Genomic DNA, 24958 nt, shown 5'->3' with positions numbered 1-24958 from the left:
ATCGTTGCGGGAATGAATAAAGCGTGGGGTACATTGTGATTTTTCACAGAGGGCACAGATTTGCACAGAGGATGATGGATATAATATAGATATACAAAAAAAGTGTGTAATGAAAACGGGATAAAGCTTGTTCTTATGGAATATAAATACTGATGATGATATATAATAGGGATAGTAATAAACAAAAACTCAAATATTAAAAAACAGAAGGCGAAACTCGAAACACGTAACTCAAGACCCAAACACTGAATTCATCATTTATCATTCATCATTTATAATTTATAATTAACACTCTTCTCCCCTAGCCCTGATAGAAATGGTTACCCCGCAGCATGGGGTTGGAGAGTGGATGGGTCTGAGCGTGGGAGCGCGCAGGCGCGAGGAGTATGAATGGATAGCAGGAAATAGCTCCTGAAAAACGAATGCTATACTATATATATTATATATGATGATATATTGATAGCAAACTGATTTCGAAAGAATATTTATTGGAATAATACCGGAAAGAAACTTTATTTATCCTATAAATAACAGGAGGATGTTTCAAAAGTGATGATCAATCAAACAATCTCAGTTGCTGATCCCTGGTTCCGGTAAAGTTAGTGGTGGACAGTTTGGGAAATTCTTTCCCGTCAAAAAACTTCTTTCTGCCAATCTTAAAGGTAGTGTGAATCATTTCTGCGATATTCCCCTCACCTCTTTGTCTTTCAAAATATCTTTTATCTCCCAGTTTCCCACCTCGCATGGAGCGGATGAGATTGAGGACTTTTTGTGCTCTGTCGGGAAAATGGGCTTCAATCCAGTTCACAAAAACCGGTTCTACGGTATCATTTAATCTGACCAGCGTATATCCGAACCCGGAAGCTCCGGCATCAGAAATTGCTTTTAATATATTCAGAGGCTCATCACTATTGAGTCCGGGAATGATAGGCGCCACCATTACATGTACAGGAATGTTGTTTTCGGAAAGAATTTCGATGGCTTTTAATTTATTTTTCGCAGAGCTTGTTCTTGGCTCCATTTTACGTCTCAGTTCTTCGTTGATTGTGGGAATGCTTAAGGAAACGGAAACCAGATTCTGTTCTGCCATGGGTTTTAAAATATCAAGATCTCTCAGCACCAGTGCATTTTTTGTCAGAATATTGACAGGGTGTCTGTAATCGAGACAAACCTGCAGTAATTTTCTGGTAATTTCAAACTGTCTTTCGGCTGGCTGGTAACAGTCGGTATTTCCGGACAGCAAAATCGGGGCAACTTTATACCCTCTTTTCTGAAAAAACTTTTCCAGTAATTCGGGTGCATTTTTTTTCACCATGATTTTTCTTTCAAAGTCAATTCCGGCGCTGTATCCCCAATATTCATGGGTAGGTCTTGCAAAGCAGTAAGAGCAGCCATGTTCACACCCCTGATAAGGATTCATAGAATATTCCATCGGAAGATCTTCGCTTTTCACCTGATTTACAATGGTTTTGGGAAACACTTCCGTGAAAGAGGTTTTTACAGTTTCGAAATCTTCATCTTCCGGCTCATAGGTATACCTGTCGAAACGATTGACCACATTCCGCTGAGCACCCTGACCTTTTATGAAATTTTCGTTTTGCATTATGGTGTAAAATTAGAATGGAATTTTTATAAAATAATGAGTTTTAACATTAAAGTTTTCCACAAAAAAATCCAACACTTTCAAAAGCGTTGGATTTAAACATAATTAAATATATTTTTTTACTACTTCAGTGCGTAAAATTCCACTCCGTGAGTTTCATCGTCGTGGTTCTTTTCATCAAAGTGTCTGTGATAATCCGAATAGGAATCACTATATTTTTTATCTTTTTTTGTCAATATTTTTTTTATGCTGATTAAACTTAATACTGCCAAAAGACCAACTCCTCCTGCCAGTAAAACTCCAACTTCTTTTTTCATATTTTCTCTGATTTATTATTGATACCATTGCAAAAAGTATACCTATTTTATTTTTTTAAATTATAAATTTTGTTAACATTAAACTTTATTTTTAAGGAAATTACAATCTGCTATTTTTCTTATATTTAGGGATTGCAATGGTTTAATTATTGTACTTAACAACAAAAATAGTATTATGGGAAATTCAGAGAACTTTGATAGAATGACAACTTTAAGTGAAGTTATGAAAACGCTTTCTGAGAGAGGAATTCAGAGAGAATTCAGAATGAATGACAAGTGCGAAATGAAGTTTGAAAATTCTGAGAAAGTTTATCAGCCTGCTGAGTTGGTGATTTTAAAAACATATCGTTTTGAAGGCGACAGCAATCCTGATGATAATGCGGTACTGTATGTGGTAAAAGATAATGCCGGAAACCGTGGAATGATTATAGATTCGTATGGTGCAGACAGCAATTATCCTGGTCAAGAGTTTGATAAATTTCTAAGAGACATTCCTATTCAGGAAAGTGACGAATTCAATTTTTAACCACTCTATCATATTAATTTTTCAAACCATTAAGGTTGTTTTTAATTAAAAGATTGTGAGTTTCTCTAGCAGTCAACAATTCTATCTTAATGGTTTAAAGAATTACCCTTCGGTTTTCTCTTTTTTTCTAAACATATTGTTCAGAAAACCTTTCTTTTCCTTTTTTTCTTCAGGTTGGGGTGTTTCTTTTTTATTTTTAATTTCCTGCTTTATTTCTTTTACGGATTGTTTCATTTCTTTTACAGATGAAACGGCATTTTTCACGGTCTTTTCTGTTTTTTCTACACTTTTACCAATCAGTGTTTTCTTGAGCCCTTGTTCAATTCCTCTCCAGAAGAGATTAAAGAAAGATTTTGTAGGATCACGTTCTACATTTTCTACAGTAACCGCTTCCGGAAAACTTCCTGAATTTGATTTCAGAAAAACATTGGCAACAGCAGTCAGGAAACCTTTTTTCTCATGATTATTCTTATTCAGGACTGCAATTTTCAAATCTTTATGTTTCATATTAAAAGTTCCGTGTAATCCGGCAGGGTTTCCTTTAAAATTAAAGAGCATCTCCTGAATGGTTCCCGCAGTTGCTGTCACATGAAGATAAGGTCTGATAAATGGATTGATTCCGCTGGCAGGAAGATTGGTTGTTTTTCCTGAGATAGCAAAGGCATCTTTCTGATCTGCCACATCAAAGCTCCAGTTTACGGAAAGTGGTGAGAGGTTCATGAAAGAGCAATTGATCTTAATATCCACTTTAGTAGGTTTTCCTTTTATTTTAGCTGAATTCAGGTTTTTGACATTCATATTAAAGTTACTGAATGTCAGTTTTCCCGGCCCCATACTTTCCGGAGTATCTTCTTCATATACCAATACTGAGTTTTTCAGGTCAAGAGTATTAATCGTCATAGGGATTTTAATGGAACGCAGCATTTTTGAATACAATGCTTTTACTTTCGGATCATCTTTCGGGATTTTACTCCTGAAAATATTGGCATTTGCAGACTCAATCCCTACATGGGAAGCGCTTACCATTTTATTGTGAGAAAACAGATCCCACTCTCCTTCTGCGGTAATTTGTCCGGCTTTTAAATCATACAGATCTCTCTCAACGGGTATCATTTTGATAAACTGCGCTCTTGAAACGAGAGGTTTCATGGCAAAATTGGTAATCTGTATTTTATTCTTATTCAGTTTAAGAAGTCCAAGGCTCATGTTGTAAAACTGTGTTTTATAAGCCAGGTTTCTGGTGGTAATGTAATAGTCTTTCACTTTGACGGACAGCCCGGTTTGATTAGGCTTAGGTAATAGTTCAATATTATTTACCGTTGCATTAAGATCATGGAAAGTCAAAGGCTGTTTTCCTTTATCATAAGTAATGTTTGAGTTTTTTAAGGATGTTTTTCTTATGATAACAGAATTAATAATACCGGGTCCAGCAGATTTATTATTTGTTTTTTCACCTGCTCTAAAAGTGCCATTTACATTTTCTACGAGAAGATCTTTAAGATCCACATTCAGTTTTTTATCAACAAATTCCAGTTTATTGATATTAAAAGCAATATGATTTGTTTTTAAATCTTCCGCGGCTTTTCCTGTTTCAGAATGACCTGACCTCAATACAACGTCCCAGATCTCACCATTGGCAGGTTTCAACGCAAAGCTTCTTACTGTGATATTCTCAGCATTGGAGTATTCAATATTTTTCCCCGCAATAGTAAAATCTTTGTATCCTATAGGAATGACCTGTTCAGAAGTTTCTTTATTAAACATCATCTGATTGATATTTACTGTAAGACTCCCTACAGACAGAAGGTTGTTTCCATCAGGTTTAGTAACCTTTACTATGGCATTATTCAGCTTAATATTTTTTAAATCTACCTCAAAATTTGACTTTTTTTCAGCTTTTTTACTTTTTACTCCTGTATTATAAACTTTCAGAACAGGATTCTGGAAGCCTGCATTCGTAAGTGAAATTTTATTTTTGTTTAAAATGACATCTGTAAAATCCATTTTAGGAACTACAAAGTCAAATAATTGGGCTTTTTTAGGATAAAACTTTTTAAACTGAGCTAAAGAAAGCAGCGGAGTCAGCCTGAAATTCTCAACAGACATCTGGCCATTGCTTGTATTTATAGTACTGATGGTAGCAGCATATGTTTCATCTGGACGGAGAAAGAATTTTTCTCCTTTAATGCTGTATTTATCAAAAACGATGGGTAGTTTATTTTCTACAGATTCTTCCGTCATCTGTAAATTTTCTACAAACAGATCCAATTGCTGTACTGATAGAAATTTTTGTTTGGTATGTCGGAAAACAGCAATTTTACCTTCGTTGATTCTGATATTTTCAAATAAAACCGGATTTCTTTTCTTTCCGGTTTTGCGATCAATAGGTTTTGCAAGAATGATATTTAAAACAGGTTTTGCCAGCAACAAATCGGACGAGCTGATTCTTTTATTAAAAATAGCATCATAAATTCCAAAACGGCTTATCTTCAAAGTATCAATTGTTCCCTGCAAGCCGATAACGTCTGTGTTTTGAGGATCTTTACTGTTAACTGAAATTCCCGTCGCTAAAATATTTCCTGTTCCCAGATCAACATCCAGGGTTTTATAGGAAACTTTATAGTCTGTATTCTTTTTAATGTATTCCGGAAGCTGGGTTTTAAGCCATACATTCAGCCCGAAATTCGCAGCAAGAAGAATTCCTGCCAGGATTCCGAAACTTATTAATAGTCTTTTAACCCATTTTTTCATATTTTGTGATTTGATTTTTTCCTGTTATACAGATCAGTTCTTTATTTCCAGTTCAATAACATAGCCTTCATGCCCTCTTACATTGATAAAGTTTCCTCCTTCAAATCCAAGGTATTGTCCTTTAATTCCTGTTAATCTTCCTGTAAACTCAGGTTTTTTATCTAAAGTAAACGAAGAAACTTTTTCCGGCTTTTCAAAAGGGTAATCAAAACTCCATAATTCTTCACCTTCACTATAAAATCTCTGGAAGTCATCAGGAAAATATTCTTTTATTTTCTGACGGAAATCCGCAAGATCTACTTCTCCTTCAAAATCATCCTGCAGCATTTTCCTCCAATTGGTTTTATCTGCAAGATGCTCTTTCAAGGCAACTTCTATCATTCCCGCCTCATAACGGTTCTCCGTTCTCGCAATAGGTAATGCAAAAGTTGCACCCTGATCAATCCATCTTGTAGGAATCTGAGTATTTCTGGTAACCCCTACTTTTACATCTCCGGTATATGCCAGATAAACAGTGTGCGGCTGAAGCTGAATTTGTTTTTCAACCTCAAGATCACGTTCTGCAACTCCTAAATGTGCGGTAGAAAGCTCCGGTCGGATAATGGTATCACTGGCATAAGGACTTTCAAAAAAACAACTTTTGCAGAATCCCATTCTGTAAATCGGTTTATTTTCCCCACAATTTACACATTGGAATCCTGTATGTTTTATGCTTAACTCCTTCCCAAACAGCTCATTCATGTGGATTAGATCTCCTGAAAGATTGAGGTAGTATTGGATTGGCTTAGCATCATAGCTTGTCATTTTTAAAATTTGCCCTTGAAACTGCATATTATATTTATATTACTTTTTTAAGTAAATTTAATGATTATATTTTTCAAAAAGTAAAATTTATATTTTTGTGCTAATAAAAAATACAAATGGTTTATCTTGTAACAGGCGGTAGTGGGTTCATCGGTTCCCATTTAGTTGAACGATTATTAGGAAATGGACATTCTGTCATAAACATTGACAATTTTGATGATTTCTATGACTATCAGGTAAAAATTAAAAATACTTTAGAGTCAATTGGTAAAAATTCGGATTTTGAATTCTCAGATAAAGAGACCGATATCCAGCGTTTAGTTTCCCTCACCCATTCTGAGCAATATTCCCTCTATTGGCAGGATATCAGGGATAAAAAAGGCCTTGAAAACATCTTTAAAAATCATCATATTGATATGGTCGTTCACCTGGCAGCTCTTGCCGGAGTACGGCCCTCTATTAAACGACCTCTTGAATACGAAGAAGTGAACGTACGAGGTACTATGAATCTTTGGGAACTGTGTAAGGATTTCAATATTAAAAAATTCATTTGTGCCTCCTCTTCAAGTGTGTATGGAAATAATGAAAAAATTCCTTTTTCAGAAACAGATAATGTAGACAATCCGATTTCACCCTATGCAGCGACAAAAAAAAGTGGAGAAATTATAGGTCATGTTTACCATAATCTATACCATATAGATATGATCCAGCTTAGGTTCTTTACAGTATATGGACCAAGACAAAGGCCAGATCTTGCCATACACAAGTTTGTAAAACTTATTTCAGAAGATCAGGAAATCCCTTTTTACGGTCATGGAAATACTGCCAGAGATTACACCTATATTGATGACATCATTGATGGGATTACCAAATCAATCCTTTATCTTGAACACCATTCCGGAGTTTATGAAATACTTAACCTCGGAGAAAACCAGGTAATCACTTTATCTGAGATGGTGGAAACTATAGAAACAGCACTTGGAAAAACTGCCATCAAAAAAATTCTGCCAATGCAGCCGGGAGATGTCACAAAAACGAATGCCGATATTACCAAAGCGAAGGATTTAATAGGCTATAAACCGGCCACAAACTTCCAAAATGGCATAAAAAAATTTGTGGAATGGTTTTTGAGAAAACGACAATAAGTAAATTGCTGACACAGCTGCCAGTTAGTTTGTGACAGCCATTTATAAGAAAAAATTATAAAAAGAATTGAAAATCAAGTATAAAAAAGTTTATTATACAACCTATTTTTATACTTTTGCAAAAAATTAGAAAATTATGTACTGGACATTAGAATTAGCTTCATATTTAAGTGACGCACCTTGGCCAATGACAAAAGCAGAGCTTATTGACTACGCAATCAGAACTGGTGCACCTATGGAAGTAGTAGAAAACCTTCAGGCAATCGAAGACGAAGGAGAAATTTATGAATCTATCGAAGAAGTATGGAGTGACTATCCTACTGACGAGGATTTCCTTTGGAACGAGGACGAATATTAATAAAGCGATGAGCTTTAGGCTGCGTGCTTAGAGCTTTTTTGCCCTTTTTATATATTAATTTACACGATAAGTGTTATTTAAAACGCTTAAAGCATTTTGCATTAAGCATAAAGCAAAAAATTTATGAGTTTTTTAAACAAAGTTCTTAAAGGGTTTTTGGGAGACAAAAAAGCGCAGGACCTAAAAGAAGTAAAAAAAGTTGTAACAAAAATCAGAGCTGTAGAACCTAACATTCAACAATTGTCAGATGATGGGTTGAGACAAAAAACGGCTGAGTTTAAAGAGAATATAAAATCTGCAACCAGCAAGATTACAGCTCAAATAGAACAGATAAAAGAGCAGATAAAAAATTCAACAAACGTTGACGAAAAAGAAGCTCTTTTCTCAAAAATTGAGTCTTTAAAGAAAGAATCATACGAAATTGAAGAAAAAGTTCTGATTCAGGTTCTTCCCGAAGCTTTTGCATTGATCAAAGAAACGGCAAGAAGATGGGCTCAGAATGGAGAGATCCGTGTAACGGCTAGTGACTGGGATAGAGAACTGGCTGATGCAGGAAAAGATTTCGTGAGCATTCAGGGAGACACAGCTGTTTGGAAAAACTCATGGGACGCTGCCGGAACTCCTGTAGTTTGGGATATGGTCCACTATGATGTTCAGTTTATCGGAGGAGTTATTCTTCACAGCGGTAAAATTGCCGAGATGGCAACCGGTGAAGGTAAAACTTTGGTAGGAACATTACCTATTTATTTAAATTCACTTCCTGAAAGAGGGGTACATGTTGTAACCGTGAACGACTACCTTGCAAAAAGAGACTCCGCATGGATGGGTCCTCTTTATCAGTTCCATGGTATGTCTATCGACTGTATCGATAACCACCAACCGAACTCTGACGGAAGAAGAAAAGCATATAACTCAGATATTACCTACGGAACGAATAACGAATTCGGTTTCGATTACCTGAGAGATAACATGGTGACATCACCTTCAGAACTGGTACAAAGAGAATTAAACTTTGCGATCGTGGATGAAGTTGACTCTGTATTGGTAGATGATGCAAGAACACCATTAATCATTTCTGGTCCGGTTCCTCAGGGAGACAGACAAGAATTTGATGTTCTTAAGCCTTCTATAGACAGAATCGTTGAAGTACAAAAGAAAACGGTTTCTGCTATTTTCAATGAAGCGAAAAAATTAATCGCTGCTGGAAATACAAAAGAAGGAGGATTCAAATTACTTCAGGCATACAGAGGTCTTCCAAAAAACAGACAATTAATCAAATTCTTATCGGAAAGCGGAAACAGAGCATTGCTTCAGAAAGTTGAAGCGCAATATATGCAGGACAACAACCGTGATATGCCGATCGTAGATAAAGATCTTTACTTCGTCATCGAGGAGAAAAACAATCAGGTAGACCTTACAGATAAAGGTGTTGAATACATGTCTCAAGGAAACTCTGATGCTAACTTCTTCGTACTTCCGGATATAGGAACTGAGATTGCTGAAGTAGAAGCTAAAAATTTATCTAAAGAAGAAGAGTTTGAAGCTAAAGAAAAACTTTTCTCTGATTTTGCTGAAAAATCTGAGCGAGTTCACACGATGAGCCAGCTATTGAAAGCTTACACATTATTTGAAAAAGATGATGAATATGTAGTGATTGATGGTGAAGTAAAAATCGTTGACGAGCAGACAGGTCGTATCATGGAAGGAAGACGTTATTCAGACGGTCTTCACCAGGCGATTGAAGCGAAAGAGAATGTAAAAATTGAGGCAGCGACTCAAACTTTTGCAACGGTTACACTTCAGAACTATTTCCGTATGTACAACAAACTTGCGGGGATGACCGGTACTGCTGAAACTGAAGCTGGAGAACTTTGGGAGATCTATAAATTAGACGTTGTGGTAATTCCTACCAACCGTCCTATTTTGAGACATGACAAACAAGATTTAGTTTTCAAAACTAACAGAGAAAAATATAACGCCGTAATTGAAGAAATTGAAAAACTAACAGCAGCAAGAAGACCTGTCTTGGTAGGTACAACTTCTGTTGAGATTTCTCAATTATTATCAAAGGCACTTCAATTAAGAAAAATTCCACACCAGGTATTGAATGCGAAGCTTCACAAGAAAGAAGCGGAAATTGTAGCAGGTGCAGGACAGCCGGGAGTTGTAACAATCGCAACCAACATGGCAGGTCGTGGTACGGACATTAAGCTTTCTAAAGAAGTAAAAGAAGCCGGAGGTTTAGCCATTATTGGTACTGAAAGACACGATTCAAGACGTGTTGACAGACAGTTGAGAGGTAGAGCAGGACGTCAGGGAGATCCGGGAAGTTCACAGTTCTATGTATCACTTGAAGATAACTTGATGCGTTTGTTCGGTTCTGAGAGAATCGCTAAAATGATGGACAGAATGGGTCATAAAGAAGGTGAAGTTATTCAGCACTCTATGATCAGCAAGTCTATTGAAAGAGCTCAAAAGAAAGTAGAAGAAAATAACTTCGGAACAAGAAAGAGACTTCTTGAGTATGATGACGTAATGAATAAGCAACGTGACGTAATCTATAAGAGAAGAAAGAACGCTCTATTCGGAGACCACTTGAAATATGACATTACGAATATGATTTTCGATGTTGCTAATTCTATCGTTGCGAAAGGAAAAGCTTCTGGAAGTTATAAGGATTTTGAATATGAAATTATTAAAACATTCACCATGGAATCTCCGGTTTCCCAAAATGATTTTAATAATAAAACCATTCCGGATCTGACCAATATCTTATTCAAGGCCGCTCAGGAAGATTACGCAATGAAGCTGAACTTATTGAAAGAAAAATCATTCCCAATCATTGAGAATGTGTACCAAAATCAAGGTTCAATGTTCAAAATGATCCAGGTTCCTTTCACAGACGGGCACAAAACAATGACTATTGTAGCTGACCTTAAAGAAGCTTACGATACGCATTGTGAAAGTTTAGTGAACGATTTCGAAAAGAACATCACGTTATCAATTATTGATGAAAACTGGAAGCTTCACCTTCGTGAGATGGACGACTTGAGAAGATCTTCACAAGGAGCTGTTTATGAGCAGAAAGATCCATTGGTAATCTATAAGCAGGAATCTTTCCACTTATTCAGTGAAATGATTGACAAACTAAACAAAGAAATTATTTCTTTCTTATACAAAGGAGAAATTCCAGCGTAAGAAAAATTTAATAATATCATACAAAAACCGCTCTGGCATTGGCTAGAGCGGTTTTTTATTATTCACTATATAATAATTTTATGATAAATATCAACCTCATTATTTATTTAGAACAGTTAAAAATAATATATTTGCAGAAAATTTGACTTTCATGAAAAATGTACTGATCTGTGCTTCCGCACTGGGAACAATGCTGGTTTCTGCCCAAAAAAAAGACACCATCAAATCCAACGATATTGAAGAAGTAGTTGTTAACGGAAGATATTATCAGAAATACAAACTGAATGAAGTTTCAGGTTCATTGAGAATTCAGACTCCGATTCTTGAACTTCCTCAAAATGTGCAATCTGTAAGTTCTCAGGTTCTTGCTGATCAGATTACCTTGAACATGTCGGAAGGAATTGTCCGTAACGTAAGTGGAGCAAGAAAGGTGGAACACTGGGATAATGTATACTCCAATGTTTTCATGAGAGGAGCCAGTATTGCTACTTTTATGAACGGGATGAATGTATCTTCAACCTGGGGGCCAATCAATCCTGATGCCTCTATTATTGACAGAATAGAGTTTCTAAAAGGACCAGCCGGATTTATGGGTTCTATGGGAGATCCAGCCGGGTTTTATAATGTGGTAACTAAAAAGCCTACCGGAAAGTTTGCCAACAGTGTACGTTTCACTACGGGAAGTTATAACCTTTTCAGAGGAGAAGCAGATCTGGATGGAGTACTTGTAAAAGACGGTGTTTTAGACTACCGTATTAATTTAATGGGTAGTTCTAATAATTCATGGGTTGAAAATGATAAAACAAGCAAAATTATTGTTGCTCCTTCCATTACTTTCAGACCTACAAAGACCACTACATTTACCGCTCAATATAACTATCAGTATTTAAAATTCAATCAGCCGGGAGCTTATCTGATGTCTAATGACGGATATGCTTCATTGAATGTCCATACCAACTTTAATGATCCTAATTTCAAAAAAACAGAGGTAAAAGATCAGAGTTTATTCTTAAGTCTAGACCAGAAATTATTCAAAGACTGGGTTTGGAGCACACAGTATGCTTACATGGATCTGAACTATGACGGAGGTTCATGGTGGGGAACTTTTGACCCGAACAATAAAAATATTTTAAACAGAACATTAAGCAACTGGCAGGCCAAAGGAAAAAATCATATTTTCCAGACCTATGTTAGAGGAACATTAAATACAGGAAACATTGTTCATAAAATAATTGCAGGATTTGATTACGGAGATAGAAAATACACTGCTGACTTTTCTTCTTATTCAAAAATCGTAGATGGCAAAGAAACCTTACTATTCCCAATTGACATTTATAATGTGAATTATGGAGTGGATCCATCAAAACTTCCTTCTTCTGATTTTTATAGCTTAAACACTTCTGCTCCATTTTATAATGACCAGGGAGTAAAATATACTTCTTATTACGCTCAAGATCAGATTGAAATGTTTAACAATAAGTTAAGAATAACATTAGCAGGAAGATATACAAGCGGAAAAACATACTCTGCATATCCTAATCTAAGCCCTGGTACTCCTATCGTACCTGATACAGCTGGTGAGTTTACACCAAGAGTTGGAGTGAGCTATTCTATTAATGAAAACTTCTCTGCTTACGGGATCTATGATAAAACCTTCGTACCACAATCCGGAACAGGAATTAACAAAACCAAAATTACGGATCCTTTCAGAGGACAGAATATCGAATTCGGTTTAAAGAAAGACTGGTTTGGAGGAAAATGGAACTCTACTTTCTCAGTATACGAAATCAGAAGACAAAATATTCTTGTAGCAGGACTTAAAGAACAAAATGGAGGGGTTCCATTTCAGATTGCTTCAGGTGAGCAAAGAGCAAGAGGTTTTGAAACCGATATCAAAGGAGAAATCATCAAAGGGTTGAACATTATTATCAACTATGCTTATACAGATGCAAAAACCATCAAAGACACAGATCCTACAAGAATTGGAATTCAGTCTCCGGGGAATGCAAAAAATGTACAAAATACCTGGGTAAACTACAGATTTGAAAATGGTCTTATGAAAGGGTTCGGAATTTCAGCAGGCTACCAGTATCAGGGAGGAAGACAATCCTGGTTTGGAGTAAATGCCACGAAAGATCAAAGCCTTCCGGATTATTTTGATACCAACTTCGGGGTTTCCTATGTTGCTAAAAAATTCGATGTCAATCTAATGTTGAATAATGTCCTTAACAAAAAGCTTTACAGCGGTTACAGAGGAGATGCCGGCGAATATGCCTGGATCTACAATGCTCCACGTAACTGGAGATTATCAATAGGATATAAATTTTAAAAAAATCAAAGGTTAGCCCCTCACGGGGTTAACTTTTTGGTATGAGAAAAAAGCATCACCATAAAAAGAAAGCTCCTTCAAAAAAATGGTCCGCAAAACTCCATTTGTGGTTTGGCCTGTCTGTTGGCATCATTGTATTTATAGTCTCTCTTTCTGGGACTTTATATGTTTTTAAGGATGAAATACAAAACAGCCTGCGTAAAGAAGCTATTTACCTGAAGAAAGAGGATATTGGGAAAAAACCATTGTATATCAATCTGCTTCGTGAAAAAGTATCCTTAGAACTTAATGAAAAATATCCTGTAAGCGCTGTAGAAATTCCTTTGGACAAAACAAAGTCCTATCAGTTTGAATATTATGACAAAAGCAAAAAAGGATGGAACTATTTTCAGCAGGTGCGCATCAATAAACTGGTTTATGTAAATCAGTATACCGGAGAAATCCTTGCGGTATATAATGAGAAATATGATGTATTCAGTATTCTGAAATATCTCCATTGGGGACTTCTGCTCAACTCAGAGTGGGGACCGTATACGGTAGGAATTCCAACCGTTCTTTTTATCATTATGCTGATTACAGGAATCATTTTATGGTGGCCTAAAAATAAAAACGCCAGAAAAGGACGTTTCTGGTTCAATTGGGAAAATGTAAAAAACTGGAAACGTAAAAACTACGATCTTCATAATATTCTGGGATTCTATGCATCATTTATTGCTCTTCTTCTAAGTGTAACGGGGCTTTATTTTGCCTATCCCTATGTAAAAAACACGTTTACTTTCGCCTTATCCGGATCATGGGAACTTCCAAAAGAAAAGGAAAGAAAATCCCCGGACTCTCTGATGGCAAAGAATGAAGCTGTTTTTGATCTCGCTGCAGCACAGACTGAAAAACTGTATGCAAAATCATCCAGCTTCAGAATTACTTTAAATGGAAAGAATAAAAAAGGAAAAGAACTGAAAAACCTTCCGGTAACAGTTTACGGACTGGATGGAAGATACAGTGAAAGAAACATCCTGAATTTCGACAAATACTCCGGAAAACTACTGGCCAACAAACCTCATCACAAACTCAATACCGCCGAGAAATATTCCAACGCCAATTATGATATCCATACCGGATCCTACTTCGGAATCATTGGAAAGATCATTTGGTTTATTGCCGGCCTTATGTGTACATCACTCCCTGTAACCGGATTCCTGGTTTGGTGGGGAAAAAGAAAGAAAAAAGGAAAGAAAATATAATGAAAAAAGCGCTTTTATCAGCTGCCTGCTTAGGAACTACTACCGTTTTTGCCCAGGTAAAAGATTCTTTACAAACCAAAAATGTGGACGAGGTTGTTATGACTGCCTCCCGAAAAAAGGAAAACATCAAAGAAGTTCCAAGCTCTATCACAGTGGTAGGAGAAAAGCAGATTCAGTCTCAGCTTACTGTTAACTCAGACATTACAAGCATCCTGCAGTATACGGTTCCCAGTTTAGGAACCAATTCAGGACAGACTTCCAACACGGGACAGACGTTAAGAGGTCGTCAGGTTCTGGTTTTGATTGATGGAATTCCACAGTCTACTCCACTTCGTAACGGAGCCAGAGACTTAAGGACTATTGATCCTTCGGCCATCGAAAGAATTGAAGTCATCAAAGGAGCATCTTCCATCTATGGAAACGGAGCAGATGGTGGGATTATCAATTATATTACAAAAAGAAACAAAACAGATAAAAAGATCTCAGGAATTTCTCAGATTGGTTTTACGGGACAGCCTTACGGTGGTACGTTAGGAGTAAGAGCCAGCCAGCTTTTAACCGGGAAAATCAAGAAATTTGATTATACCCTTTCACTAGCCTATGAAAGAACAGGATATACAAAAGACGGAGACGGCGTTTTAATAAGCCCTACTTATAGCATTGCCAAAATGGACAACTATAATGGATTATTGAAAGTAGGGTATGATATCAACGAGAATCAAAGAATTGAGGCATCTTACATTGGTTATTCTTCAAGATCAGACCTGAATGTAGGACTTAAAACAGGAAAATACGGCATCACCCCTACCATTGGTGAAGGAATTGGAAAAGGGCTGGAAACAACGCCTCAGGGAACTCCGAAAAACCATAACATCAGAGTGAGCTATGACAATAAAAACCTGTTTGCAGGAACCTCGTTAAATATCAATCTTTATTATCAGGATTTCAAAACTGTTTACGGATATAGCGATACCTTTTTCAATGGCGGACAGTCTAATGTGATTTCAAAAAAAGCAGGAGCCAGAATCAATTTGGATACCCAACTTTGGAACTCAGCCAACTCTCAGGGAGAAATTATCTACGGAGCTGATATTCTGAATGATGAAACCGTACAAAAACTGGAAGACGGACGTTTCTGGACTCCCAATATGAATATGACCAATATTGCCCCTTTCGTCTTGGCAAAAATTGATCTGTTCAAAAAATTAACCATCAAAGGAGGGCTTCGTTATGAAAACATCAAAGTAAATGTAGATGATTTCAATACCCTTTCTACTCTTAAAAGTGACGGAACTTTCACCAAAAGTATTCCTGTAGCCGGCGGAAAACTGAGCTATAATGCTTTGGTAGGAAATATTGGTGTCCGTTATAATATTGAGCCTTATATCAACCTTTTCGGAAGCTTCTCTCAGGCCTACTCTATCAATGAATTAGGAAGAATTCTGAGAACCTCAACTTCCGAGACCATCAAAAATCTGGAAACAAAACCCATTATTGTAAACAATTACGAATTAGGTGCCACAGGACAGCTTTCCAGCTGGCTTAACTATGAATTAACTTCTTACGTGAGTACCTCTAAACTGGGCGCATCATTCGTACAAAGTCCGGACAGAGCATTGATGATTCAGAGATCTCCTGAAATTGTATATGGTGTTGAAGGATTTTTACATTTCACCCCCACAAAATGGATTCAGTTTGGGGGAAGCTACAGCTGGATGGAAGGGATTACTTCCATAAAAGATGACGGTGATTATTCTGCAAAGATCAACAACAGCAGAATTTCTGCCCCTAAAGTATTAGCATATGTTCAGGCGAAACCTATCCCTACTCTATCAATTGGTCTTGATATGCTTCACTCTTTCCAGCAAAACAGATTCGAGCCTAATGCTAAAACAGGATTGTTTGCGTATGGTGAAGGATATGTTCCTGAATATACTGTTTTCAACTTCAAATCAAGTTATGAGGTAAGCAACAACTGGAGGCTGTCATTAGGTATTGAAAACCTATTCAACAAGGTGTACCAGCCTGCCATTTCATGGTGGACAGCAAGAGACAGTGACTTCACGAATGCTCTTGGATTGAGAGGAACATTCATGATTGAGTATAAATTTTAATTAAACTAAATAAAAAGTAAAGCATATCTTTGCTTTACTTTTTACTGCTATATGAAGAAAAACCATCATCATAAAAAGAAACCGGGCTTTATCAAAAAATGGTCTGCCAAACTGCATCTTTGGTTCGGATTGGGAATAGGATTTCTGATCTTTATTATCTCTATTACCGGAGCATTGTACGTTTTTAAGGATGAAGTGGAAAACATCACCCGAAAAGATGTCATCTACCATCAGGAGCAAAATATTGAACACAAACAGGTACTTCCCATCAGAGTGATGGAAAAAGCTGTCGCAGAACAGGTGAAGGAAAAATATCCGATTCACTGGGTAAATGTTCCTATTGACAAAAAGATGTCCTATATGTTCTTCTGGTATGAGCATAATACAGATGCCTGGAACTATTTTGATGAGTTCCCTATCTATAAACAAGCTTATGTAAACCCATACACAGGGAAAGTACTGAGAGTTTATGATGAGAAAAACGGATTCTTCAATATTGTAAAAATGATCCACTGGAGCTACCTTTTGAAACAGGACTGGGGAACTTATGTAGTAGGAATTCCTGTTATCATTTTTATCATTATGCTGATCTCCGGGATTATTCTATGGTGGCCAAAGAACAAAGCAGCAAGAAAACAACGTTTTGCCTTCAAATGGAAAAATATCAAAAGCTGGAAACGAAAAAATTATGACCTTCATAATGTCTTAGGATTTTATGCATCCATATTTGCTTTAATCTTCTCTATTACCGGATTATTCTATGCATTCTTTGTGGTACAGGCCATGATCTACGTGATATTTTCCGGTGGGGAAACAAAGTATCCGGATTTTTCCCACATTAAAACAAAAGCTCCTATCGAGCTCAGAACAGAAGGGACACTGGATAAAATCATCAATACCGTAACGGAAAAATATCCTGACTCCTATGGTTTTGCCATAGATTTAGGCCACCCACACATGGATGACCACGAACATCCTAACTTTGAGGTGTACGTGAAACATCTTTCTTATTCTTATCATAAAAGCAGCAGCTTAATCTTTGATGAAAACTCCGGAGAATTGCTGCACACTCATGATCCAAAAGATAAAAACTTTGGGGAAAAAGTAGTAAGTGCCAATTATGATATCCACGTAGGAGCTATTTTAGGACTTCCTACCAAGATTATTGCTTTTATTGTAAGTATTATCTGCGCCTCTCTTCCGGTTACCGGATTTATGATCTGGTGGGGAAGAAAAAAGAAAAAACCAATAAAAACAGCTTAAAGTATTAAATAAAACCCAGTTAATAATCCATTAATACAATCTTTTTTATAATTTTAGCCCTTAGAATTTAATAATAGAAATGTCATTAATAGATTTATCAAAACAAGTTGCCCTTGGAGTTGACATCGGCGGAACCAATACTAAATTCGGAATCGTAAACCACCGTGGGGAAGTTCTGGATAAAGGAAATCTGAGAACTGATGCCTATGAAAAAGTAGAAGATTTCATCGATGCTTTATATGAACATGTTCGTCCAATGATGGAAAAGTATGGTACTGAAGCACACTTTGACGGAATCGGAGTAGGCGCTCCCAATGCAAACTATTACAAGGGAACCATAGAGCTTGCCCCTAACCTTCCATGGAAAGGCGTAATTCCTTTCGCTGAGCTGATGACGGCAAAATTCAATCTGCCTTGTACAGTGACCAATGATGCCAATGCTGCAGCGCTGGGAGAAATGCTTTTCGGAGCAGCAAGAGGAATGAAAGATTTTATCATGATTACCCTGGGAACAGGAGTAGGCAGTGGAATTATCGCTAATGGAAGCTTAATCTATGGACATGACGGGTTTGCCGGAGAATTAGGACATACGATTGTAAAACCAGGCGGAAGAAAGCACTGGAGCACAGGTTCTGAAGGAAGTCTGGAAGCTTATGCATCTGCCACAGGAATTACCATTACAGCAAAGAAAATGAGAGCCGAATTTCCGGAATCTATGCTAAACCAATATCCTGAAGACGAGATCAATTCTAAAACAGTATATGAATGTGCGATCAAAGAAGACCCGATTGCGATTGAGGTTTTCAGATATACAGGTCAGAAGCTGGGTGAGGCAATAGCCAATTTTGTAATGTTCTCTTCCCCTGAAGCTATTCTTCTATTTGGAGGAGTGATCAAAGCGGGAGACTTTATCTTAAAGCCAGCTAAGCTTCATATGGAAAGAAACCTTCTTCCGATTTTCAGAAATAAAGTAAAACTGGTATTCAGTGAACTTGACGAAGCAGACGCAGCTATTCTTGGTGCAAGTGCTTTGGTTTGGGAAAAATAACTGAAATCTTTTTTAATAATATAGAGCATCCTTTTTTAGGGTGCTTTTGTTTTTCCCACAGATTACGCAGATTTCACAGAGGATTGGGATGTATTTTTATTGTGTTTATTCGTGAAAACATTTGTGCTATTCGTGTTTAAAATTAAAGTGCTTAGACTCCGCTCAGCATGACATTGCTAATACTAACCGCTTTAAAATATTTTGTGGAGATTAAATGAGAGAAATTGCATTCTATTTTCCTTGTGCTTATTTGTGAAAACATTGGTGCTATTCGTGTTTAAAATTAAAGTGCTTCGACTCCACCCAGTATGACATTGCTAATACTGACCTCTTTAAAATATTTTACGGAGATTATCTCTTTGGTTTTATCCTATATGTATTCATAAAATGGTTAATAATCGTGTTTAAAATCATTTGTCACATCTATCATTGTAATTTGAGTTTAAGCGGTAAAATCATGTTCAAATGAAAAAGTTTTTCATATTTTTGATCAGCTTTTCCGAATCTGGAAAAAATAATAAAACAATATAATTACCAAAAATGGACAACAATAATTTAGACCAGATTACTTTCGGTGGCGGATGTTTCTGGTGTGTAGAAAGCTGTTTCAATATGCTGAAAGGGATACAGTCTGCTATTTCAGGATATTCAGGAGGGCATAAAGACAATCCTACTTATCAGGAAGTTTGTACAGGAGAAACAGGACATGCAGAAGTGGTACAAATCACGTATGATCCGGCAATTATTTCTTATGAACAGTTGATGGATGTATTTTTCTTTTTACATGATCCTACCCAATTAAACAGACAGGGAAATGATATCGGAACCCAATACCGTTCTGTAATTTATTATAAAGATGATGCGGAGAAAGCAAAGGCTGAGGAAGCTATTAAAGTATCTCAGGAATCAGGAAGATGGGCTGGAACGTATGTAACTGAATTAACCCAATTCGACAAATTCTGGCCGGCAGAACAATATCATCAGGGATATTACAATGAAAACCCAACACAGCCTTATTGCAGTGCCGTGGTAGGACCTAAAATCCAGAAATTCAAAAAGCATTTCGGGGAATTGGGGATGTTGAATACAGAGTAAAACGTAATATTTAAGTTTTGGCTAAAGCCAGATGAATGTTCGATATTTTGTTAAACGGGCTAAAGCCCGTTCCTATTGATGGTTAATATCATTATCAGAATTTTAGCAGGATATTTACAAACCCATATAAAATAACAGAAGCGAAGAGAAAATCTCTTCGCTTCTTGTTTGCACAAAAATTGTTTATATAAAGAAACTAGTATCCTGGATTTTGGGTAAAATCTTTTGAGGCATCAATGGTTGCCTGAGGAATCGGAAAAATCCTTCTGTAAGGAAGAGAAGCAGATTTGGCTGTTCCCGGTAAATCAAACTTTTTGAATCGGATCATGGCCTTTCTTCTGTACATTTCCCAATACAGTTCATATCCTGATTCTTTAAACAGTGTATTTTCATCCAAAGAAGCAATGGCAACTCCCGGAGCATTGTTCTTTAAAGCATCATTCGTTCTGCTTGTTCTCAGCTTATTCACATCCGCCAAGGCAGCAGATATATTTCCACTTCTTAAATACGCTTCTGCTCTCATCATATAGATGGTTCCTAATCTGTACAAGGGTACATCCATTCCGCTTGTTCCGTTATTTCCATATCCCGGATCGAATTCAAACTTAAAGTTTCTTACTCCTCTGTTGATCTGAGCCTGAGTAAATACAGATTCAGAAGGGTTATCAAAATTCAGCTCAGGAGTGAAGTCTGCGGCAAGTGTTGTATTTTTTTCTGTAAATAATTTATACACTTTAATTCTTCCGTCTGAAGTCATATCAAAATTTCCGTCTGCAAGAATCTTAGGCCCATATTGCTGTCCCACCTGCAGCCCTCTGTTGAAATGAAACCATGGTTTTCCTGTACCTTCCACTTTACTGGATGAAGGTACACTTACATCTGTTCCGTCATTTCTGAACCATGTTCCATCCGTATACTGATAAGATCTCTGAAAGCGTGGGTCATCATGATTCCCGTTCCAGGAATAATAGAATTCCGGGGTAATACACGATGCATTGGTTCCTCTGTTATCAGGGGATGGCTTCTGAATTCTTTCCATAGACATATACGCCAGGTCATTATCTGAAGCTTTATCTGTATTTTTTTTCTGAACGATGGAGAAGATCATCTCCTTGCTTGTATCATTATTGATATCAAAATTGTGGAAATAATTGGATTCCAGACTGAAATTCGGATTGTTAATCAATAGATTGGAATATTCAATTACTTTATCCATATCTGTTCCTGAACCACTCACCGCCTGCTCCAAAAAGTTGAATGATCCTGCCGTTTTATTCTTCAAAACCGCTCTGTTCAGGTACATATCAGCAAGAAATGCATAAGCAGCCTGTTTGGTAAATCTTCCGGCGTGGGTATTCTGGGTCTTAATATCTGCCAGATTGGGAATAAGTCCTTCTACTTCAGTAATCAAAGCATCAATGGTAGTTTCTGCTTTTCGGATTTGAATAGGAGCATTTATATTACCCGGATCTCTGTAAGGAGCCTGCCCGAAAAGATCAATTGTGGTATAAGTATAATAGGCTAATAATCCTTTTGCTTCTGCCAAAAATAAGGCTCTGTTTGTACTGTTGCTTTTTTCAATACTTGAGATGGCCGTCAGGGACTTTGTAATCCCGAAGTTCAGAGAATTCCAGGTTGTTTTTACCACATCATTGCTTGCATCCCATGTGAATTCGTGCATAGCTCTCCATTTTCCCCCATCCCCCCAGTCACTTCCTCTTGTGGGTAATAAAGCTTCATCAGTAGAATATTCCTGTAAAGCAAAAACATTTCCGTGATCTACAAAAGTTCCGTCTCCCAGCTGTCCGTAAGCAGCAGCAAGAGCCGCTTCAGGATCTGCTGTTTCAGAGCCCAAAACCTCATCAATTACTTTTTCATCCAGATTGGTACATCCCACTAAAGACAGTACAGCAAAGGATAAAATAATGGTATTTATATTTAAAAATTTAGATTTCATGATTTCTTTTCAATTAAAATTTAACAGTAGCTCCCAAAATGAAAGTCTTGGCAGACGGATAGGTTGTATAGTCGATTCCCAGAGACTGATTTCCACTCACCTGTTTGTTCGTATCCACCAATGGATCATAACCGGAATAGCTTGTAAGGGTCAACAGGTTTTGTGCGCTTACATAAAGATTGATACTTCTCAAAAACTTCAACTGGCTGGTATCGAAAGTGTATCCCAATCTTACATTATTCAATCGTATAAAATCTGATTTTTCAAGATAAAGGGATGACAATTGAGGCTGATTGGTAAAGTTGGCTCCGGATTCGTAGAAGTTTTTCAATACGTTTCTGTCTGACGCTAAGTTGTTGATATTTAAATCCAATGCCGTATTATTCACCAGGTAACCACCCGTTTGCCCAATGAAAGAGAATGAGAAATCAAACTTCTTGTACTTCATGTATGAATTAATCCCGAAAGTGAAATTCGGAATCGCTCCTTCAAAGATCTTTCTGTCATTCTGATCAATTCTTCCATCTGCATTTACATCTTCATAGATATATTTTCCGTTGGCATCCACTCCCAAATAATTCAACATATAGAAAGATCCTGCTTCATAGCCGTTTCTGTAAATATTGGCCGTAACTCCTGAAAGTCCGGGCCCGGATACTTCCCCCGAATAGATAGCAGAAACCGGAAGATCTTTTACCACGTTATTCACTGTCGCTCCATTGACATCAAAGTTCCAGGTAAAGTTTTGTGTTTTGATGATTTCTGAACCTAACGAAAATTCAAATCCTTTGTTTACAATCTTTGCATCTACATTTTTCCATACTGTACTTGTAGGGCTTAACGGTCTGGAAGGAATATTCAGAATCGGGTCTTTGGTTATTTTGTTGTAATATTCCAATGATCCGTACAACTTGTTTCTCCATAAACTAAAGTCTGCTCCAATATTAGTCTGCTCCACCACTTCCCATTTCAGGTCAGGATTAGGGGTTCTGTTGATCACTACTCCATTGATCAGGTTCAGATTATCATACAAATAATATCCTCCGGATGGTGACAGTGAAGAGCTTGCCTGAGTGATTTTATTCGGAACTTCCTGATTACCGGTTTGTCCCCAGCTTCCTCTTAATTTTAATTCATTGATGATCTGAGAATCTTTCAGGAAATTTTCATTAGAAACCGTCCAGCCTACTGCAACAGAAGGGAAATACCCGTATTTGTTGTTTTGACCAAAACGGGTAGAACCATCAGCTCTTAATGAAGCCGTTAGTAAGTATTTTTTATCAAAATTATAGTTTACTCTTCCGAAATAAGATTGTAATTCATTCTCCTGAGCATATCCTGCTGCCGGAATAAAGGCTTCACCAGAATATCCGGGATTAATTTCAGGGGGAATTCCCGCTCCCTGATTCGCAATATTTTTCACCCCGAAATACGTTCCTGTAGTTTTGAATTTCTGATAAGAGAAACCTCCTAGCAAGCTGAAATTATGTTTATTTAAACTAAGATCGTAGGTTAAGTAATGTTCCAAAAGTACATTATAAGAATCAAGGTTTGCCTGAACATACATTCCTTTCGGAGTTCTGTCTGTAATGTTTGGGTACATCGTTGTATTTCTCTCAGACATTGTTTTATCAATCCCTAAGTTGAACTTATAATTCAATCCGGGTAAGATTCTCAATGTAGCTTCTGTATTTCCTAATACTCTGAAAGTATTGGTTTTATCATTATAAACACTCAGCAGATACAAAGGATTGTAATGAGCATTCATATTAAAGTTGGTATAATTTCCGTTTTGATCATACACGGAACGCGTAGGATTCGCCATCAAAGCATGGATAATCACCTGACCGTCAGAACCTGCATTGGCTCCGTTCGGAATTCCGGTTTCTTTGATGTCACTTGCCGTAAGGTTAAGTTTAATTTTTAATCTTTTATTATCAAAAAATGATTCTTCTGCATTCAAACGGGCCGTTGTTCTTTTAAAACCACTATTCAGAATGATACCATCCTGATCCATGTGAGAAATGGACGCAAAATAATTTCCGGTTTCCGTAGATTTTGAAAAAGATACTGAATGATTGGAAGAGACTGCATTTCTGAAGATTTCATCCTGCCAGTCTGTATTTCCCCCATGGTCATATAATTTGTTGATTCCTGCAGACCTATATTCATCAGCAGTCATCAGGTCTAATTTTTTAATCACTGAAGAAAAGCCTAAATACGTATCATAGGTAAACAATGGTTCTCCTTTTCTTCCTCTTTTCGTTGTTACCAAAACAACACCGTTTGAACCTCTTGCACCGTAGATTGCAGCAGCGGAAGCATCTTTCAAAACCGTAATAGATTCAATATCACTGGTATTTAAAAAGTTTAACGGGTTCTTGGCCTGTGCATTTCCTAACCCGATATTCGGGCCTGTAGCACTTACGGCATCGTTACTCAAAGGAACTCCATCTACAACGAATAAAGGAGTACTCCCGCTTCGGATAGAACCGATCCCTCTGATGGACACATTTACTCCGGCTCCCGGCTCTCCACTCGACTGGACAATACGGACACCCGCAATTTTCCCCTGCATCAGGTTGTCAACGGAAATGTTCATTCCTTCTTTAAAATTCTCAGCTTTTAGCTGACTTACGGCTCCCGTTAAATCAGATTTCTTCTGGGAACCATATCCTATCAGTGTTACTTCTTCGATGGATGTTGATTCTTTTTTAGTTTCTAATTGTACAGTAACTGAAGTACTGGAGATTTTCACCATCTGGATTCCATATCCTTCATAAGAAACAGACAAGGTTTGTCCGATACTGGCTGAAATGGTAAAGTTTCCCGAAGCGTCAGTAGAAGCCGTTTCTCCGGTTTCTACAACCGTGATTTTGGCGCCTTCAACAGCAGCTCCTTTCTGATCCTTCACCGTTCCGGAAATGGTTTCGTTTGCCTGCGAAAAGACAGGATAGTTTGAAGTAAATCCTTTGGCATCAGCTTGGCTTGTCACCAAAAAAATTAATGCAATCGGAATTAGCTTTTTAAACTTAAAAAAATTAATTTTGTGGTACATATCAATAAGTAAAGTAATTGCAAGACGTTACATTGCTTATCAAAAAGCCGCTGTTGTTCCCGCAACAGTGGTTTTCTTTTCAGGCAACGGTTAGTTTTTATTTCGGCATACAAAGTAAAAGGATCTCCCACAAATCTATTTTAACATAATA

Annotated in this window: 16 protein-coding genes; 10 read left to right on the top strand and 6 right to left on the bottom strand. The window is 37.1% G+C overall.

What is annotated here, in order from left to right; genetic code table 11:
- Positions 1–556 precede the first annotated feature (556 nt).
- Both ODR02_RS06820 and ODR02_RS06815 read right to left on the bottom strand, forming a co-directional pair.
- Positions 557–1603 carry a PA0069 family radical SAM protein gene (locus ODR02_RS06820; RefSeq protein ID WP_209786624.1) on the bottom strand — a complete coding sequence of 349 codons (1047 nt, stop codon included), beginning with the start codon at positions 1601–1603 and terminating at the stop codon, positions 557–559.
- 122 nt (positions 1604–1725) lie between these two features.
- A complete protein-coding gene (locus ODR02_RS06815) occupies positions 1726–1920 on the bottom strand; it encodes a hypothetical protein (protein WP_066691102.1) in 195 nt (64 codons plus the stop codon).
- 175 nt (positions 1921–2095) lie between these two features.
- Here ODR02_RS06815 and ODR02_RS06810 point away from each other — a divergent pair, with 175 nt between their 5' ends.
- Positions 2096–2446: a hypothetical protein gene (locus ODR02_RS06810; RefSeq protein WP_209786622.1), complete on the top strand. Its 351-nt coding sequence runs from the start codon at positions 2096–2098 to the stop codon at positions 2444–2446.
- 102 nt (positions 2447–2548) lie between these two features.
- Here ODR02_RS06810 and ODR02_RS06805 read toward each other — a convergent pair whose 3' ends face one another.
- Both ODR02_RS06805 and ODR02_RS06800 read right to left on the bottom strand, forming a co-directional pair.
- Complete coding sequence (locus tag ODR02_RS06805) at positions 2549–5197, bottom strand: hypothetical protein (RefSeq protein WP_209786621.1); 2649 nt, start codon at positions 5195–5197, stop codon at positions 2549–2551.
- Positions 5198–5230: 33 nt separating this feature from the next.
- Positions 5231–6028 (bottom strand): DUF2797 domain-containing protein, encoded by a 798-nt coding sequence (locus tag ODR02_RS06800; RefSeq protein ID WP_209786620.1) that lies wholly within the window; start codon positions 6026–6028, stop codon positions 5231–5233.
- Positions 6029–6117: 89 nt separating this feature from the next.
- Here ODR02_RS06800 and ODR02_RS06795 point away from each other — a divergent pair, with 89 nt between their 5' ends.
- From ODR02_RS06795 to msrA, 9 genes are all read left to right on the top strand, one after another.
- A complete protein-coding gene (locus tag ODR02_RS06795; RefSeq protein ID WP_309511923.1) occupies positions 6118–7146 on the top strand; it encodes a GDP-mannose 4,6-dehydratase in 1029 nt (342 codons plus the stop codon).
- 136 nt (positions 7147–7282) lie between these two features.
- Positions 7283–7504, top strand: coding sequence for a DUF2795 domain-containing protein (locus ODR02_RS06790; RefSeq protein ID WP_002662059.1), 222 nt, complete (start codon positions 7283–7285; stop codon positions 7502–7504).
- Positions 7505–7627: 123 nt separating this feature from the next.
- Entirely contained in the window at positions 7628–10702 is a 3075-nt protein-coding gene (secA, locus tag ODR02_RS06785; protein ID WP_209786618.1) for a preprotein translocase subunit SecA, read from the top strand.
- Between the two features lie 151 nt (positions 10703–10853).
- Positions 10854–13031: a TonB-dependent siderophore receptor gene (locus ODR02_RS06780; RefSeq protein ID WP_309511922.1), complete on the top strand. Its 2178-nt coding sequence runs from the start codon at positions 10854–10856 to the stop codon at positions 13029–13031.
- A gap of 41 nt (positions 13032–13072) precedes the next feature.
- Entirely contained in the window at positions 13073–14272 is a 1200-nt protein-coding gene (locus ODR02_RS06775) for a PepSY-associated TM helix domain-containing protein (RefSeq protein WP_309511921.1), read from the top strand.
- Positions 14272–16386, top strand: a complete 2115-nt coding sequence (locus tag ODR02_RS06770) for a TonB-dependent receptor (protein WP_309511920.1) — start codon at positions 14272–14274, stop codon at positions 16384–16386. The genes ODR02_RS06775 and ODR02_RS06770 overlap by 1 nt, the downstream gene beginning before the upstream one ends.
- 51 nt (positions 16387–16437) lie before the next feature.
- Positions 16438–17649: a PepSY-associated TM helix domain-containing protein gene (locus tag ODR02_RS06765; RefSeq protein ID WP_209786614.1), complete on the top strand. Its 1212-nt coding sequence runs from the start codon at positions 16438–16440 to the stop codon at positions 17647–17649.
- A 79-nt stretch (positions 17650–17728) separates the two neighbouring features.
- A complete protein-coding gene (locus ODR02_RS06760; RefSeq protein ID WP_105682818.1) occupies positions 17729–18697 on the top strand; it encodes an ROK family protein in 969 nt (322 codons plus the stop codon).
- A 540-nt stretch (positions 18698–19237) separates the two neighbouring features.
- Positions 19238–19792 (top strand): peptide-methionine (S)-S-oxide reductase MsrA, encoded by a 555-nt coding sequence (gene msrA, locus ODR02_RS06755; protein ID WP_309511919.1) that lies wholly within the window; start codon positions 19238–19240, stop codon positions 19790–19792.
- A 196-nt stretch (positions 19793–19988) separates the two neighbouring features.
- Here msrA and ODR02_RS06750 read toward each other — a convergent pair whose 3' ends face one another.
- Together ODR02_RS06750 and ODR02_RS06745 are read right to left on the bottom strand one after the other, a co-directional pair.
- Complete coding sequence (locus ODR02_RS06750) at positions 19989–21749, bottom strand: RagB/SusD family nutrient uptake outer membrane protein (RefSeq protein ID WP_309511918.1); 1761 nt, start codon at positions 21747–21749, stop codon at positions 19989–19991.
- Between the two features lie 13 nt (positions 21750–21762).
- Positions 21763–24807: a SusC/RagA family TonB-linked outer membrane protein gene (locus ODR02_RS06745; protein ID WP_309511917.1), complete on the bottom strand. Its 3045-nt coding sequence runs from the start codon at positions 24805–24807 to the stop codon at positions 21763–21765.
- Positions 24808–24958: the final 151 nt, after the last annotated feature.

Origin of the sequence: Chryseobacterium sp. CFS2, from assembly GCF_036543225.1 — a bacterium.
Classification (GTDB): domain Bacteria; phylum Bacteroidota; class Bacteroidia; order Flavobacteriales; family Weeksellaceae; genus Chryseobacterium; species Chryseobacterium culicis_A.
Note: the sequence above shows the minus strand (reverse complement) of the source record. Positions and strands in the feature narration are given on the sequence as shown.

What these genes read in the sequence shown, in the direction of transcription:
- ODR02_RS06820 (WP_209786624.1), bottom strand. Translation starts at nt 1,603, where the DNA reads ATGCAAAACGAAAATTTCATAAAAGGTCAGGGTGCTCAGCGGAATGTG.
- ODR02_RS06815 (WP_066691102.1), bottom strand. Translation starts at nt 1,920, where the DNA reads ATGAAAAAAGAAGTTGGAGTTTTACTGGCAGGAGGAGTTGGTCTTTTG.
- ODR02_RS06810 (WP_209786622.1), top strand. Translation starts at nt 2,096, where the DNA reads ATGGGAAATTCAGAGAACTTTGATAGAATGACAACTTTAAGTGAAGTT.
- ODR02_RS06805 (WP_209786621.1), bottom strand. Translation starts at nt 5,197, where the DNA reads ATGAAAAAATGGGTTAAAAGACTATTAATAAGTTTCGGAATCCTGGCA.
- ODR02_RS06800 (WP_209786620.1), bottom strand. Translation starts at nt 6,028, where the DNA reads ATGCAGTTTCAAGGGCAAATTTTAAAAATGACAAGCTATGATGCTAAG.
- ODR02_RS06795 (WP_309511923.1), top strand. Translation starts at nt 6,118, where the DNA reads ATGGTTTATCTTGTAACAGGCGGTAGTGGGTTCATCGGTTCCCATTTA.
- ODR02_RS06790 (WP_002662059.1), top strand. Translation starts at nt 7,283, where the DNA reads ATGTACTGGACATTAGAATTAGCTTCATATTTAAGTGACGCACCTTGG.
- secA (WP_209786618.1), top strand. Translation starts at nt 7,628, where the DNA reads ATGAGTTTTTTAAACAAAGTTCTTAAAGGGTTTTTGGGAGACAAAAAA.
- ODR02_RS06780 (WP_309511922.1), top strand. Translation starts at nt 10,854, where the DNA reads ATGAAAAATGTACTGATCTGTGCTTCCGCACTGGGAACAATGCTGGTT.
- ODR02_RS06775 (WP_309511921.1), top strand. Translation starts at nt 13,073, where the DNA reads ATGAGAAAAAAGCATCACCATAAAAAGAAAGCTCCTTCAAAAAAATGG.
- ODR02_RS06770 (WP_309511920.1), top strand. Translation starts at nt 14,272, where the DNA reads ATGAAAAAAGCGCTTTTATCAGCTGCCTGCTTAGGAACTACTACCGTT.
- ODR02_RS06765 (WP_209786614.1), top strand. Translation starts at nt 16,438, where the DNA reads ATGAAGAAAAACCATCATCATAAAAAGAAACCGGGCTTTATCAAAAAA.
- ODR02_RS06760 (WP_105682818.1), top strand. Translation starts at nt 17,729, where the DNA reads ATGTCATTAATAGATTTATCAAAACAAGTTGCCCTTGGAGTTGACATC.
- msrA (WP_309511919.1), top strand. Translation starts at nt 19,238, where the DNA reads ATGGACAACAATAATTTAGACCAGATTACTTTCGGTGGCGGATGTTTC.
- ODR02_RS06750 (WP_309511918.1), bottom strand. Translation starts at nt 21,749, where the DNA reads ATGAAATCTAAATTTTTAAATATAAATACCATTATTTTATCCTTTGCT.
- ODR02_RS06745 (WP_309511917.1), bottom strand. Translation starts at nt 24,807, where the DNA reads ATGTACCACAAAATTAATTTTTTTAAGTTTAAAAAGCTAATTCCGATT.